Origin of the sequence: Marinobacter sp. C7 (assembly GCF_022343555.1) — a bacterium.
Taxonomy (GTDB): domain Bacteria; phylum Pseudomonadota; class Gammaproteobacteria; order Pseudomonadales; family Oleiphilaceae; genus Marinobacter.
In genome coordinates this window covers 1,959,439-1,974,587 of sequence record NZ_JAKQZH010000001.1, presented here as the reverse complement: position 1 = coordinate 1,974,587, position 15,149 = coordinate 1,959,439, and the positions used below count along the sequence as shown (strand labels likewise).

Below are 15,149 nucleotides of genomic sequence, written 5' to 3'. Positions count from 1 at the left end.
TATAGGGAGCTGCTATGAAAGCAGTAGGAAACATTCAAGCAGCCCAATGTGGATGAACTATATTGAGTGATGCCTCCATCACAAAACGCTTGTTTGCCAATGCAGCACAAACAGGAGAGTACGATGACTGATAATACCGGTGGTAAGTGCCCGGTCATGCACGGGTCCAACACTCAGGAACAGGGTGACGTCGCCGCTTGGTGGCCGGAATCCCTGAACCTCGACATCCTGCACCAGCATGACCGAAAGACCAACCCGATGGGAGAGGATTTCGACTATCGGGAAGAGGTGCGGAAGCTCGATTTCGAAGCGCTCGAAAAAGACATGCACGAGCTGATGACCAACAGCCAGGATTGGTGGCCGGCAGACTGGGGTCATTACGGCGGCCTGATGATTCGTATGGCCTGGCACGCTGCGGGCACCTATCGTCTTGCAGATGGCCGTGGCGGCGGTGGTACCGGTAACCAGCGTTTCGCACCTCTGAATTCCTGGCCCGATAACGGCAACCTGGACAAGGCGCGCCGGTTGTTGTGGCCGATCAAGAAGAAGTACGGCAACAAGGTGAGCTGGGCCGATCTCTTTATCCTGGCCGGTAACATTGCCTATGAGTCCATGGGCTTCAAGACTTTCGGTTTCTCTTTCGGCCGCGAGGACATCTGGCACCCGGAGAAGGACATCTATTGGGGTGCGGAGAAGGAATGGCTGGCTCCCTCCGACAGTCGTTACGAAGACGTCGATAAACCAGACACCATGGAGAACCCGCTGGCTGCGGTACAGATGGGGCTGATCTACGTGAACCCGGAGGGTGTCAACGGTAACCCCGATCCGATCAAGACCGGCGAGCAGGTTCGTGAAACCTTCGCACGTATGGCCATGAACGATGAGGAAACCGCTGCGCTCACCGCAGGTGGCCATACCGTCGGTAAGGCCCACGGTAACGGCGACGCCGACGCCCTTGGACCAGAGCCGGAAGGCGCTGACGTGGAAACGCAGGGTTTTGGCTGGATCAACCCGAACATGCAGGGCAAGGCGACCAACGCCATTACCTCCGGCATCGAAGGTGCGTGGACCACGAATCCGACGAAGTTCGACATGGGTTACTTTGATCTGCTGTTCGGCTACGAGTGGCAGCAGACGAAGAGCCCGGCCGGTGCAAACCAATGGGAGCCGGTGGATATCAAGGAAGAACACATGCCGGTGGATCCCACCGATCCCTCGGTTCGTCGCAAGCCGATGATGACTGATGCCGACATGGCCATGAAGATGGATCCGAAGTACCGTGCGATCTGTGAGAAATTCATGGCGGACCCCGAGTACTTCAAGGACTGCTTCGCTCGGGCATGGTTCAAGCTGACGCACCGGGATATGGGGCCGAAGTCCCGTTACATCGGCCCGGACGTACCGGACGAAGACCTGATCTGGCAGGACCCGGTACCGCAGGGCGAGACCAACTACATCGAAGAGGCGGTCAAGGAGAAGATCGACGAGGCCGGTCTGGGCCTGAGCGAACTGATCTGCACTGCCTGGGACAGCGCCCGCACCTTCCGTGGTTCTGACATGCGCGGCGGTGCCAACGGTGCCCGTATCCGTCTGGCCCCGCAGAAGGACTGGGAAGGCAACGAGCCGGATCGTCTGGCCAGGGTGCTGAAGGTTTACGAGAAGATCTCTGCGGAGACAGGCGCCAGCATTGCAGACGTAATCGTGCTCGGTGGTAACCTGGGCGTTGAAAAAGCCGCGAAAGCTGCCGGCTATGATGTCCACGTGCCCTTCCTGAAGGGTCGTGGCGATGCGACCGACGAGATGACCGATGCCGAATCCTTTGAGCCGCTGGAGCCGCTGGCGGATGGCTTCCGGAACTGGCAGAAGAAGGACTACGTGGTCAAACCGGAGGAGATGCTCCTGGACCGTGCCCAGCTGATGGGCCTGACTGCGCCGGAAATGACCGTCCTGATCGGTGGTATGCGGGTGCTGGGCGCCAACCATGGTGGCACCAAGCACGGTGTGTTCACGGATCGCGTCGGCCAGCTGACCAACGACTTCTTTGTGAACCTGACCGACATGGCCAACCGTTGGGAGCCCACAGGCAAGAACTCGTACAACATCGTGGACCGCAAGAGCGGCAACACCAGGTACACCGCGACCCGTGTTGATCTCGTGTTCGGTTCCAACTCCATCCTCCGTGCTTACTCGGAGCTGTATGCCCAGGACGACAACCAGGAGAAATTTGTAAATGACTTCGTGGCCGCCTGGACCAAGGTCATGAATAACGACCGCTTCGACGTGAAGAAGTAACCTGGCAGTATCCGGCCGGGCATCCTGTTTCGGGATGCCCGGCTACCAACTTCCCGCCAAATTCCTTACAATCCGCTCCGCCTGATTTTTGATCAGTCGCCACCTGTTTCTCTTTTCTCAGCCGCTGGAGCCTCCATGCGAATCATCCTTGCCCCGATGGAAGGGCTGGTCGACGCACCTATCCGTGAAACCCTGACCAAAGTTGGCGGGATTGACCGGTGCGTGACCGAATTCATTCGCGTGACACACGGTATGCTTCCACCCCGGATTTTCTACAAGTACGCGCCTGAACTGCACCGTAACTGTGAGACTGAGGTCGGTACGCCCGTGGCTGTGCAGCTGTTGGGTTCGGATCCGGAACAGATGGGCCGCCACGGCCTGAAAGCGGCGGAGTTGGGTGCAACCCAGGTGGACATCAACTTCGGTTGCCCGGCAAAAACGGTAAACAAGCACAAGGGTGGCTGTGTCCTGATGCGCGAGCCCGAGCTGATGCATGACATTACCGCCGCCGTGCGCAAAGCCGTGCCACCGGGGATCCCCGTGACCGCCAAGATGCGACTGGGTTACGACGACCGTTCCATGGGCGTGGCGTGTGGTCAGGCCCTGGAAGCCGCAGGTGCGTCCGAGATCGTCATTCATGCCCGCAGCAAGGTAGACGGTTACAAGCCGCCGGCATACTGGGAGGAGATTGCCCGGGTGCGGGAGGCGGTCAATACCCATGTGATTGCCAACGGCGACGTCTGGACCGTCGAGGATTACTGGCGGTGCCGGGAGGTGTCCGGCTGTGAGGATGTGATGATCGGCCGCGGACTGATTGCCCGGCCGGATCTGGCCGCTCGGATCAAGGCCTCCCAGCGCGGCGACATTTTCACGCCGATGACCTGGTTGGAGGCTGTGGCTCTGGTGCGGGAATATGCTGCCGCCCTGCAGACCCGCCTTGAGGACAAATACGTGACCGGCCGGATCAAGCAATGGCTCAACTTCCTGCGCCAGGGTTTTGCAGAGGCCGAGTACCTGTGGCCGGAGGCAAGGAAAATCCGCCAGGTGGCTCCCATGCTTGCGTGCCTGGCGCAGGCGTTACCCGCCGGAGCTCTCAAGGATCAGGCAGCCTGACCCGTCCCGCCATCGACCGGTTGCTGTAAAGGCCCCGTCAGGGGCCTTTTTTGTGCCTGCCGGGCACTGTTTGCGGGTCTACACTGGTACGAACGGGGAGTCTGGCCGTATGGACAAGGGTCGGTAACAGAGAATGGAAAAACAGGGAGCATCTCATGAGCAATAATATATGGCGGCAGATCCTGATGGGGATTGTTGCCGGTACAGGTTTGTTTGTGGCGGGTGTCGGGGTGGCATATGCCGAGGAAGGCGGGCAGGTGAGGGTAACCCCGCTGGGGAGTCATGACGGCGAGTTCTGTGTGCTGGACCGGGCCATGGTGTTCGAGGATCCGGACGGTACCCGCATCCTCTATGATGCCGGTCGCACCGTGGCCGGCGGCGACGATCCCCGTCTGGGCAAGATTGACGTGGTGCTGGTGTCCCACATGCACGGTGACCACGTCGGTGATCGCCGCATAGAGGCAGTAAACCGGGGCGAATGCGGCTCACCTGAGTTCCCGGTGGTCACCCTGCCACAATCCAACACGGTAGATATTGCTGTGGCCAAGCAGGCCACCATTGTGACTGGCAGTGAAATGCCAGCGTTTTTTGCCGCCAAACTGGAAGCGGCCGGGGCAGATAAAGCCAAATCCCAGTTGGTACGTTTCGGTGCAAGCAAGCGAGTGGGTGGTGTCACCATCACCACAGTGCCGGCCGTGCACAGTAACGGTGTATCACCGTCGTTCCTGACCGGGCCGCTGGCGGACTACCTGAAAGCGGCCGGCGTATCCGCCAGTGTGGGGCCGCCCACTGGCTACGTGCTGACTTTCTCCAATGGCCTTGTGGTCTACCTGTCCGGTGATACCGGCATTACGGCCGAGCAGAAGCTGGTAGTGGCAGACCACTATGGCGCGGAACTGGTGGTGATGAACATCGGTGATACCTACACCACCGGCCCGACAGAGGCCGCCTACGTGATCAATGACCTGATCAAGCCCCGGGCCGTGATTCCGTCCCACGCCAATGAGCCGGCCACCGAAGGCGGCAAGGTGAAAGAGGGCACCCGCACGGCAACCTTCCGTGACGCCGTGGAGGTGCCCGTGCACATTCCCCTCAGTGGTCGCACCCTGGTGTTCAACGGCAGCGGGAAATGCGTGGACATTTGCGACTAGGCCGCCGCCTCAATCCTCGTTCTCCATTTCCGGGGAATACTCGCCGGAGCGGGCCAGGCCATTGAGTCTGGCCCGTTTGTGCATGGCTGCCTGTGCATTTCCTGCATTGGCGGGGTCACCCGCCCAGGCCTTCTGCGCCGGCTCCTGCAGGGCGCGACCATAGGAAAAGCTCAGCTCCCACGGATGGTAGCCCATGCTGTTGATGGCATTGAGATTGACCGTGGCCTCCGCCGGCGTCTGGCCGCCTGACAGGAAGAAGATGCCCGGCACGGCTGCGGGGACGGCGCGCCGGAAAATCATAAGCGTGTGTTCCGCCACCTGCTCAGGGCTGGCGGACGGCGATTCTTTGCCAGGCGTGACCATGCTTGGCTTCAGCACCATGGTCTCCAGATCCACGTGGTGACGATACAGCGCCTTGAAGACCTCCCGCAGCACCGCTTCGCTGACCTCTCCGGCCCGCTCGATGCTGTGGTGGCCGTCGATGAGGACTTCCGGTTCCACAATGGGTACGATTCCCATGGACTGGCAGACCGCAGCGTACCGGGCGAGGACCTCGGCATTGGCCTTGATCGCCTGGCGTGAGGGCAGGGTGTCGGAGATATGGAACACATCCCGCCACTTTGCGAACCGGGCCCCCAGCTTCTTGTAGTCCTCCAGGCGGGATTCCAGACCATCCAGGCCATAGGTGATTTCGTCGCCCGGCGAGTTGACCAACGGCCCCTTGCCCTTGTCGACCTTGATGCCTGGAACAATGCCCTGGCTGGCCAGCAGCCGGGGCATGGCGACATCCTCCAGGCTCAGTTGCTCCAGGGTTTCCTCATACAGGATGGCGCCGCTGATGTATTTGCCCAGGTCGGGCGTCGAGAAGATGATGCTCCTGTACTCCCGGCGTTTGCCTTCCGTGGATTCCACACCGACGGCTCTGAAGCGCTTGGCGATCGTGGGAGTACTCTCGTCGGCGGCCAGGATGCCTTTGCCGGGCTGGACCAGGTCCGCAATGGTTGCGGTCAACTCTTCCTGAATGCTCATTGGGATCTCCTTTACCGGAAACACCGGTGTCCTTTGGGATGCTTGGGGTAATTGTAGACCCTGTACGATGGCTGCAAATTTGACCTACGCTAAGACATACCGAATCAGTCTGGATTAGGCTGGTTACAACAGTTACAGGAAGGATGGAAGGCCGCTATGAAAACGGTTGTGAGTGTAAGCCAGGGATCGTCCGAATATGACTACGAGCTGGAAACGGAATTCCTCGGGCAGGCATTCCGGATCGTCCGTATCGGCACGGATGGCGATATCGAAAAGGCCGAAACCGTCCTCGAGTCGGTGCACCCGCAGGCGGATGCCATTGGCCTGAGCATGATTCATGACCATTACCAGGTAGGCCGGGAGCAACTGGAACACCCGGAAACCGCCAGGCTGGAAGCCTGTGTGCCCGACAAACCGGTCACGACCGGCGCGGGCCTGCGCGGTATCCTGCAGGAGTGGGCGGTTCGCCATACCCAGACCGAGCTGGGGCATTTCTTTGATAATGCCCGGGTGCTGTTCCTTAACGGCCAGGCCGGCTACCGCATCGCAAAATCACTTTCCGAACACACCGAGAACCTGCAGTTTGCGGATCCTTACCTGGATTTCGGGGTTCCCCGGGTGCTGACGTCCCTCGGCCAGCTCGAAACCTACACCCGTCTTACTGCGCCGCTGATGTTCCGGCCAATGGCCGTCAAAGCCATCAACGCCTTGCACCAGAGCCCGGTGTACCGGTTGGGCGAGAGCCTGGTGGCAGGTTCCCTGCACAGTGCGGTTCGGGACTCCCATGTGATCGTGGGTGCGATCGGTGACCTGGAATCCCTCACCGAGAAGGAACTGGACGGCAAGACCATCATTACCTCGCGGGTCTCCGATTCGGTGCTGGACTGGATGCGTTCCCGGCGTGTAGCCATGGTGGTGGACTACAGCCCGTGGCTGGAGGGCCGTCCCATCGGGGTGAACGTGATGGAAGCGATGATCAGCGCGGCCCTGTCACGCACGCCCGAGCAACTGGGGGCGGACGATTTCCTGGAGGTCATCCAGAGCCTGGGTATTGAACCCCGCATTCTTTACCCGGACGGCTATCGTCGGGTGAACCGGTTCGCCTTCGTGATCCACCCGCTGTCCCAGCAGTACCTGACCAAGACCCCGCCGCTGGACTGGGTTGCCAGCGTGTCACCGCCCAAAGTGATGGATCTGGTGGAGAAGGCGATTGCCTACACGCCACCGTTTATCTACTCGAAGGTCTCAGGCATCCGGTCACCGACCGGGGATGAAGTGGAAGGCTGGCTCATCACGGTGGGTGGGACGCCACGGGAAATCATGGCGCATGGTCCCGAGTTTACCTACAGCCGCTTGCTGGCGGCCGCCAGACTGGCGAAGAAACTGGGCGCCCAGATTATGGGCCTCGGCGCCTTCACCAAGGTCGTAGGGGATGCGGGTATCACTGTGGCCAAACGGGCGCCGTTACCGATTACCACCGGCAACAGTTACAGCGCCTCGGGCGCGCTGTGGGCCGCTCATGACGCGGCGAGGAAAATCGGCCGTGTCCACATTGGAGAAAGCGGTAAAATGGCCGGCAAGGCCATGGTGGTTGGCGCGACCGGTGCCATTGGCTCGGTCTGTGCCCGACTTCTGGCCAAGGCGGTGGATGAAATCTACCTGGTGGCTCCGGAGGCGGCAAAGCTGCTCTCTCTCAAGGAAAGCATCGAGCAGGAAACCCCGGGGGCGGTGGTCCACGTGGCCGCCACAACAAACCGTGACCTGGCTGACATGGACATGATTGTCACCGCCACTTCTGGCGCCGGCAAACGCATCCTCGACATCATGAAAGTGAAGCCCGGCTGCGTCATCACGGATGTGGCACGGCCGCTGGATATTCCGGCCGAAGATGTTGCCAAACGCCCGGACGTTCTGGTGATTGAGTCCGGAGAGATCAAGCTGCCGGGTGAGCCGAAAATGAAGGACATCGGGCTGCCCAAAGGCATCGCCTATGCCTGCCTTGCGGAGACCATCGTCCTCGCCCTGGAAGGGCGGTTCGAGAACTTCACCCTGGGCCGGAACATCGAGTGGGAAAAGGTCCGGGAGATCTACAAACTGGGTCTCAAACACGGAATGGAGCTGGCTTCCATTTCCGGCGTCAACGGAGTCTTTACCGAAGAGGATTTCGAAAGAGTGCGGACCCTGGCCGCGGAAGCATCGGAGCCCGCCTAGGCGGGCTCCGGGACTCAGCTGACTCCGTGGGCGCGGAAATGCTCCACGTAGGCTTTGTCCACTTTCAGGATGTGATGGGTGAGCCAGTCCTTCAGAAGCTCCAGCGTTTCATCGCCTGCTGAATCGCCGTTCTCATGCCGATCGATCAGGCTCATGATCTGGCCGGTAAATTTGTTGTGTTCGGCCTTGTGGGCGTCCGTTTCCGGATAGCCGAGGCGCAGAAACAGATCCTCTTCCACAATGAAGTGGTTCATGGTGTAGTCCATGAGCGATTCGAGAATCCCGCTGACTTTCAGTTCGTCAGCTCCATCCTTCAGCGCGTCATGTAGCTGGTTGGTCAGATCCACCAGCCATTTGTGTTGCTCATCAATCTCTCCGATTCCGACTTCAAGCTCTTTACTCCACGGCCAGAATGTCATCGGTGTCTCCCCTGTGTTCCTGTTTATAGTTATGGTTCCAGGAACATCCTATGAACAGGGATTCAAAGGGATATTGACTGACATCAAGGAAGACGGGTGGGATCCCGCCAAAACGTTGGCGGGATCAGCAGATTTGCAATATCCGGACAGCGACTCGTCGGTCAGGCTGGGACTGCCTCACCATGGGCACCTCCGTTACTCAGGAGGAAGGATCCAGTACCCCTGCATACCGCACGCCGCTGAGCAGTGCCATGTCGCGGTTCCAGGTAGAAAGGTCCTCAATGGAGAACTTGCCAAGACTGTCGTGGCCACAGGCCCGGGCCATCACCTGCATGAGCGAGACCGAGCCCTGCAGAAAGTTTTTCAGCTGATGCGCGGACTTGTCCACATCGAGACGCTGGCGCAGATCCTTTTTCTGGGTGGCAATGCCAGCCGGGCAGTTGTTGGTGTTGCAGATGCGCGCGGCGACACAGCCGATCGACTGCATGGCGCTGTTGGCGATGGCGATGCCATCCGCGCCCAGGGCCAGTGCCTTCACAAAATCCATGGGCACGCGCAGGCCCCCGGTGACAATCAGCGTGACGCGCCCACTCGCACCGCGATTATCCAGGTAACGGCGGGCCCGGGCGAGGGCCGGAATGGTAGGCACACTGATGTGGTTCCTGAAAATCTCCGGAGCCGCCCCGGTGCCACCGCCCCGGCCATCCAGAATGATGTAATCGGCGCCTGCATCGAGGGCAAACTGGATATCCCGCTCAATGTGGTTGGCACTCAGCTTGAAACCAACCGGGATTCCGCCGCTGATCTCCCGGACCCGGCCGGCAAAGTTCCGGAAATCCTCCACGGAACTCAGATCGTCGAAAGTGGGTGGTGAAACCGCCGGTTCACCCTCGGGAATACCCCGGACCTCGGAGATCCTGCCGGTGTTCTTGTTGCCGGGCAGATGGCCGCCGGTGCCGGTTTTGGCGCCCTGGCCGCCCTTGAAGTGGAAGCTCTGGACCTTCCTGAGCAGGTCTTCCTTATACCCGAACTTGGCGCTGGCCAGCTCGTAGAAGTACCTGGAGTTCTCCCCTTGCTCCTCCGGCAACATGCCGCCTTCGCCAGAGCAGATGCCGGTACCGGCCAGCTCCGCACCCCGTGCCAGGGCAATCTTTGCTTCTTCGGAAAGAGCACCAAAACTCATGTCGGAGACCAGCAAGGGCATGGTTAACACCAATGGCTTCTTTGCTTCCGGACCCACCACCAGCTCGGTGGTCACATCCACATCTTCCATCAGCGGTTTGTTGGCCATCTGGGCCACCATCACCTGCAGGTCGTCCCAGTGGGGCAGGCTGTGGCGCGGTACCCCCATGGCGGTGACCGGCCCGTGGCTGCCCATGCTGTCGAGGCCATCGCGAGCGAGTTGATGGATGAATTCCACCGTGGGCTCTTCTTTCGTTGCCTTCGCTTTGGGGGGCTTATCCTGTTTATCGGAGCTACCGGATTCCTCGGAATCAGCGGAGCCCTCCGGCGCTTCCTTGCCAACCAGATCGTCACCGAACTGCTGATGGGTGCCGTCACAATAGGGCGGGTTTCCGGTCTGCTTGCACTGGCACAGCACTGCCTCTTCACTGTTCTCCGCCACGAACCGCTGGGGCGTGATGCCGGTCCCCGCGTGGGAGCCATCGCAGAATGGCTGGTTTTCCGAGCGCCCGCAGGCACAGAACAGATATTCCTCGCCTTTTTCCAGCTTGACCTTGGTGGGCTTGTTGTCGGCAATAACTGGCTTTCCCATGGTGCAGGCTCCTGAACCGGTGAGTGATGTGAGGCTACAGGGGTGTACGTTGGCCGATCTTATATCGGACCAATACCGGGGAAAGTGTGGTTGAAGGGGGCGAATCCCGCCACTGGGCGGGATCCGGTCAATGTGCCAGGTGGTCAGTCAAAAAGGCTGCGACGGTATCGAGGACATGTGGCTGCTGTTCGCGATGGGGAACATGACCGCAGTTATCGAGGATGGCCTGTGCCGAGGGACCCTGAACACCTTCCGCAATGCGCCTTGGAAACTCCAGGGTGCCGAACTCGTCCCGATCACCGTGGATGGCCAGCACCGGGCAGCGTACGTGCGCCAGGAACGGATCCAGCTGCCAGCCATGAAAAGCCGGATCCAGCCAGACCTCGGTCCAGGCTTCCAGCACCCAGCGTGCCTTGTCGCCATGGTAACGGGCCAGTTTGTCCATTTGCCCTGGTTTCTGGAACTGGGCTTTGGCGGCCCGGATGCCGTCCAGGGTGTGCTCTTCCACAAAAGCTTGTGAGGCCTCGGTGATGACCAGTTCGCAGTCTTCACCGAATCGGGCCGCAATTATGATTGCCATCGCGCCACCGACGCTGTGGCCGAACAGCAGGAACTTCGAAAATCCCAGGGCCTCCCGCAGGGCGGGGAAATAGACTTCCCCTTCTTCTTCGATAAAACGCTGGGAAGGCAGTCCCTCGCGTGGCGAGGACTGGCCGAAGCCCAGGCGATCGTAGGCAATCACAGGACGTTCCAGCCGACGCGCAAGCGCCTCGGGAAAATCCCGCCAGAGTTTCACGCTCCCCAGGGAATCATGAAGTAAAATCATGGGAGCACGGTGATCCGCGCCATCCGGTGTCCAGGAGCGAACGAACAACTCACCCCCGGGGACATCAACAAAAAGGTCCTGAACGTTCAAGACAGGTTCTCCAGAGTCATTCAATTTTTAGTCAAACGGTAGAATGGCCGCAATCAGGCCACCAGTTCCCGAAGATCACACAGGAACCGGTCCACCTGGGCCTCGCTGGTGGACCAGGAACACATCAGCCGGGCACAATCGCCGATGAAGTTGTAAAAGCGCCAACCCTTTGCCCGCAGCGCGGCCTGCACCGGTTCCGGCATCTCCACGAACACGCCGTTCACCTGTCTGGGATAGCGCAGGCTCACACCGGGTAGCCCGGCCAGGCCTTTCTCCAGACGCGCGGCGCAGGCATTGGCGTGGCGGGCGTTGGCCAGCCAGACATCGTTCTCCAGCAGCCCGCACCAGGGGGCGGAAATATACCGCATCTTGGAGGCCAGTTGCCCGGCCTGCTTGCAGCGCCACTCAAAGTCCTCCGCCAGGTCGCGGTTGAAGAACACCACCGCCTCACCAAGCGCCAGACCGTTCTTGGTGCCGGAAAAGCACAACACATCCACGCCGGCCTTCCAGGTGATCTCGGAGGGGTGAACGTCCAGCGCTGCCACCGCATTGGCGAAACGGGCACCGTCCATGTGGATATTGAGCCGGTGCTTGTCCGCCACGGCACGGATGGCTTTCAGTTCCTCCGGGGTGTAGACCGTCCCCACCTCTGTGGCCTGGGTCAGGCTCAGGGCCTTGGGCTTGGGGTAGTGGATGTCGGTGCGCTTGGTCACCAGGTGCTCGATGCTCGCGGGCGTGAGCTTGCCATCCGGGCCTTCGCCGAGCAGCAGCTTGGCGCCGTTGGACGCGTATTCGGGGCCGCCGCACTCATCGGTCTCAATGTGGGCCAGCTCATGGCAGATCACACTGTGGAAGGACTGCCCGATAGAGGCCAGTGCCAGGGAGTTGGCGGCAGTGCCATTGAACACGAAGTACACATCGCAGTCGGTATCGAACAGCGAACGCAGGCCGTCCGCGGCCCGCTGGGTCCAGCTATCCTCGCCGTAGGCGGGCTCGTCCATCCGGTTCGCCTGCTCCATGGCAGCCCAGGCCTGGGGGCAGACACCACTGTAGTTATCGCTGGCGAACTGTTCGGAATCGGACACGCCGGGTACTCCTGTCTCGGGGATTGGGGTAACAGATTACCTTTTTTTGATAACTGGCATCGAGTTGATGTGTGTCATCCGTCGATTAAGCTTATGGGATTCACCATAGGGACAGCCATTATCACAAAGGAGAAGTCAGCGTGACGGATTCAAAGAAACGGACAGTTCCAGATCCCAGCCTCGACGCTCACATTCGGGCCCTCAAAGCCCGAGGAGTGAACGCAACCCCGGATGCGACCGCCACGCACCTGCACAACGGGATCGACACCCCGCTTCCGCCGGCGGACCTGCACGGCACCTACGTCAATCACCGCCCACTGCCGACCGAGGGCATTGAAGACCGTCGCGCTTACATCATCGGCAGTGGCATTGCCGGCATGGCGGCGGCTTTCTTTCTGATCCGCGACGGCCACATGCCCGCGGAGAACATCGTGTTTCTCGAAGAGGGATCGATCGAGGGAGGCTCTGTGGACGGCGCCGGCAATCCCGAGGAGGGCTACATCGTCCGGGGTGGTCGTGAAATGGAGATGACCTACCAGAACTTCTGGGATGTGTTCTCCGAGATTCCGGCCCTTGAGTTGCCGGAGCCTTTTAGCGTGCTTGACGAGTACCGCCTGGTCAACGATCCGGACAAGAACTGGTCGAAGGCCCGCCTGCTGGAAAACCAGGGACAGATCGCGGATTTTTCCACCATGGGGCTGAGCCGCAAGCAGCAGCTTGAGGTCATCCGGCTGTTGCTGGCCCCCAAGGAAGATCTGGACGATATCACGGTCGAGCAATGGTTCAGTGAGGGTTTCCTGGAAACCAATTTCTGGACCTTCTGGCGCACCATGTTTGCCTTCCAGAACTGGCACTCGGTGCTGGAAATGAAACTCTACATGCATCGTTTCCTGCACCTCATGGATGGACTGAACGACATGACCTCGCTGGTGTTTCCCCGCTACAACCAGTACGACAGTTTCATCCTCCCGTTGATGAACTGGTTGAAAGAGCAGGGGGTGAAGGTTCAGTACGAAACGATCGTTTCGAACCTGAAGTTCAGTACCCGTGGAGGCCAACGCACTGTTACCGGCATCCAGTGCGCGACGGAGCAGGGCGAGAAGACCATCCGGGTACGCAAGCGTGATCTGGTGTTCGCGACGACCGGCTCGATGACCGAGGACACCGCCTACGGCGACGATAACACCGCCCCGGAACTGAAAGACGCACAGGCCCCGGGCGAGTCTTCGGGATGGCAACTCTGGAAGAACCTCGCAAGCCAGTCCGAGGTGTTCGGGCGGCCCGAGAAGTTCTGTGGCAACGTACCGCAATCCACCTGGGAGTCCGTGACCCTGACCTGCAAACCGTCGCCCCTCATGGACAAGCTCAAGGAGCTGACGGTGAATGATCCTTACTCCGGGTTCACGGCAACCGGTGGGATCATCACCTTCACGGACTCGTCCTGGCTGATGAGCTTCACCTGCAACCGTCAGCCCCATTTCCCGGACCAGCCGGACGATGTGATCGTGCTCTGGGTGTATGCGCTACTCATGGACAAACCCGGGGACTACGTCAAAAAGCCCATGCCGGAATGCACCGGCCGTGAAGTCTTGACGGAACTCTGTTATCACCTCGGCCTGATCGATCAGGTGGACGAGGTCATCGCCGCCACCAAGACCCGGATTGCCCTGATGCCCTACATCACCTCCCAGTTCATGCCGAGGGCCAAGGGGGATCGTCCGGAAGTGGTCCCGGAAGGCTGCACCAACCTGGCCTTGATGGGTCAGTTTGTCGAGACGCCCAACGATGTGGTGTTCACCCTGGAAAGCTCGGTGCGGACGGCGCGTATCGGTGTCTACAGCCTGCTGGAGATTCCCAAACAGGTGCCGGACATCTACCCCGGCCAGTACGACATCCGCCGGCTTTTGCGTGCCACCCGAACCCTGAATAACGATGATGCGTTCGTTGGGGAGGGACTGCTCAGGCGTGTATTGGGCGGCACCTATTTCCGCCATATCCTGCCGTTGGGGCAGAACGAGGACAGCGGGGATGTGGAGAAGCCCGGGCTATTTGAGCAACAGCTGAACGCGATCCGCGAGCTATTGGGCGGCAGTCATACCCTGAACGATGCCAGAGACCGGGTTCAGGGTGTGATTGAAAAGATTCGCGGGCGTTTCTGAACCTTCAGTTGCCGTGGGGCGCTCCGGTGGGCCACCATGATGGAAACAAGCCTACCGGAGCGGTGCCATGAGTAACACCCTGCAGTTCGCCGAACAGCAATGCGATGCCATTGATGCGCCCTGCAGGGCGATCCAGAAGATCCTCAGCCCCCGCGTTGCTGACCTCGGCGGGTTCTCGGTACGCCGGCTGTTGCCAACCGCCAAGCAAAGAATGGTCGGCCCCTGGATTTTCTTTGATGAAATGGGGCCCGCGGCTTTCCCGGCCGGGGAGGGCATCAACGTGCGTCCTCATCCTCATATAGGCATCGCGACGGTGACCTATCTTTTCGAGGGCGAGATACTGCACCGTGATTCCTTGGGCAGCTACCAGCCGATCCGACCGGGTGACATCAACCTGATGGTTGCCGGTCGGGGCATTGCCCATTCGGAACGGGAGCGCCCGGAAATTACCTCTAAAGACCACCGGTTGCATGGCCTGCAGCTCTGGCTGGCACTACCGGAAGCCCACGAGGAGACCGACCCGGCCTTCCATCATTATCCCGGTACCGATATCCCGGCGATTGAGATCGACGGTGTTCCCGTGCGGGTGATGATCGGCAGCGCCTACGGTGTGACATCCCCGGTTCCGAGTTTCAGCGAAACCCTGTACCTGGAGGCCACGTTGAAAGCCGGCCAGAGCCTGGAGTTGCCCGAAGCCCCCGAGCGCGCGATCTACGTCGCCAGCGGGGCCCTCAAGGCGCATGGTTCGGAGCTACCGACTCACAGTATGACCGTATTTGCTACGGAACCCGGTGTTTGCGTCACCGCGACGGAGGACGCCCGAATCGCCCTGATTGGCGGCGCGCCCGTGGGCCGGCGTTTTATCGAGTGGAACTTTGTGTCCTCAACCAAGGAGCGGATCGAGCAGGCCAGGGACGACTGGCGGGCAGGCCGGTTTGCGAAAGTGGTGGGGGATGAGGAGGAGTTCATCCCGTACTAGCCTAAAGTAGACTCAGTTGCA

11 protein-coding genes are annotated in these 15,149 nt (G+C 60.3%); 6 read left to right on the top strand and 5 right to left on the bottom strand.

The window, feature by feature from the left end; all coding sequences use genetic code 11:
• The first annotated feature begins 123 nt into the window (after positions 1–123).
• From katG to MD273_RS09090, 3 genes are all read left to right on the top strand, one after another.
• Entirely contained in the window at positions 124–2,292 is a 2,169-nt protein-coding gene (katG, locus tag MD273_RS09100) for a catalase/peroxidase HPI (protein WP_239037419.1), read from the top strand.
• 135 nt (positions 2,293–2,427) lie between these two features.
• The gene (locus MD273_RS09095; protein ID WP_239037418.1) at positions 2,428–3,405 is read left to right on the top strand and encodes a tRNA dihydrouridine synthase; all 978 of its coding nucleotides are present in this window, start codon (positions 2,428–2,430) and stop codon (positions 3,403–3,405) included.
• 155 nt (positions 3,406–3,560) lie between these two features.
• A complete protein-coding gene (locus MD273_RS09090) occupies positions 3,561–4,556 on the top strand; it encodes an MBL fold metallo-hydrolase (RefSeq protein ID WP_239037417.1) in 996 nt (331 codons plus the stop codon).
• 9 nt (positions 4,557–4,565) lie between these two features.
• Here the strand turns inward: MD273_RS09090 and MD273_RS09085 are convergent, their stop codons facing one another.
• Entirely contained in the window at positions 4,566–5,585 is a 1,020-nt protein-coding gene (locus MD273_RS09085) for a class I fructose-bisphosphate aldolase (protein WP_239037416.1), read from the bottom strand.
• Between the two features lie 156 nt (positions 5,586–5,741).
• Here MD273_RS09085 and MD273_RS09080 point away from each other — a divergent pair, with 156 nt between their 5' ends.
• On the top strand, positions 5,742–7,796 hold the full coding sequence (locus tag MD273_RS09080) for a DUF8754 domain-containing protein (RefSeq protein WP_239037415.1): 2,055 nt from the start codon (positions 5,742–5,744) through the stop codon (positions 7,794–7,796).
• Between the two features lie 14 nt (positions 7,797–7,810).
• On the opposite strand, the gene MD273_RS09075 is transcribed toward MD273_RS09080, so the two are convergent.
• The 4 genes from MD273_RS09075 to MD273_RS09060 form a co-directional block, all read right to left on the bottom strand.
• Complete coding sequence (locus MD273_RS09075) at positions 7,811–8,215, bottom strand: bacteriohemerythrin (RefSeq protein ID WP_239037414.1); 405 nt, start codon at positions 8,213–8,215, stop codon at positions 7,811–7,813.
• Positions 8,216–8,414: 199 nt separating this feature from the next.
• Entirely contained in the window at positions 8,415–9,989 is a 1,575-nt protein-coding gene (locus tag MD273_RS09070) for a glutamate synthase-related protein (RefSeq protein WP_239037413.1), read from the bottom strand.
• Between the two features lie 127 nt (positions 9,990–10,116).
• Positions 10,117–10,815: an alpha/beta fold hydrolase gene (locus MD273_RS09065; RefSeq protein ID WP_239037412.1), complete on the bottom strand. Its 699-nt coding sequence runs from the start codon at positions 10,813–10,815 to the stop codon at positions 10,117–10,119.
• Positions 10,816–10,958: 143 nt separating this feature from the next.
• On the bottom strand, positions 10,959–11,990 hold the full coding sequence (locus tag MD273_RS09060; RefSeq protein WP_239037411.1) for a threonine aldolase family protein: 1,032 nt from the start codon (positions 11,988–11,990) through the stop codon (positions 10,959–10,961).
• 140 nt (positions 11,991–12,130) lie between these two features.
• On the opposite strand from MD273_RS09060, the gene MD273_RS09055 reads away from it, so the two are divergent.
• Both MD273_RS09055 and MD273_RS09050 read left to right on the top strand, forming a co-directional pair.
• Complete coding sequence (locus MD273_RS09055; RefSeq protein ID WP_239037410.1) at positions 12,131–14,149, top strand: oleate hydratase; 2,019 nt, start codon at positions 12,131–12,133, stop codon at positions 14,147–14,149.
• A 67-nt stretch (positions 14,150–14,216) separates the two neighbouring features.
• Positions 14,217–15,128: a pirin family protein gene (locus MD273_RS09050; protein WP_239037409.1), complete on the top strand. Its 912-nt coding sequence runs from the start codon at positions 14,217–14,219 to the stop codon at positions 15,126–15,128.
• Positions 15,129–15,149 lie beyond the last annotated feature (21 nt).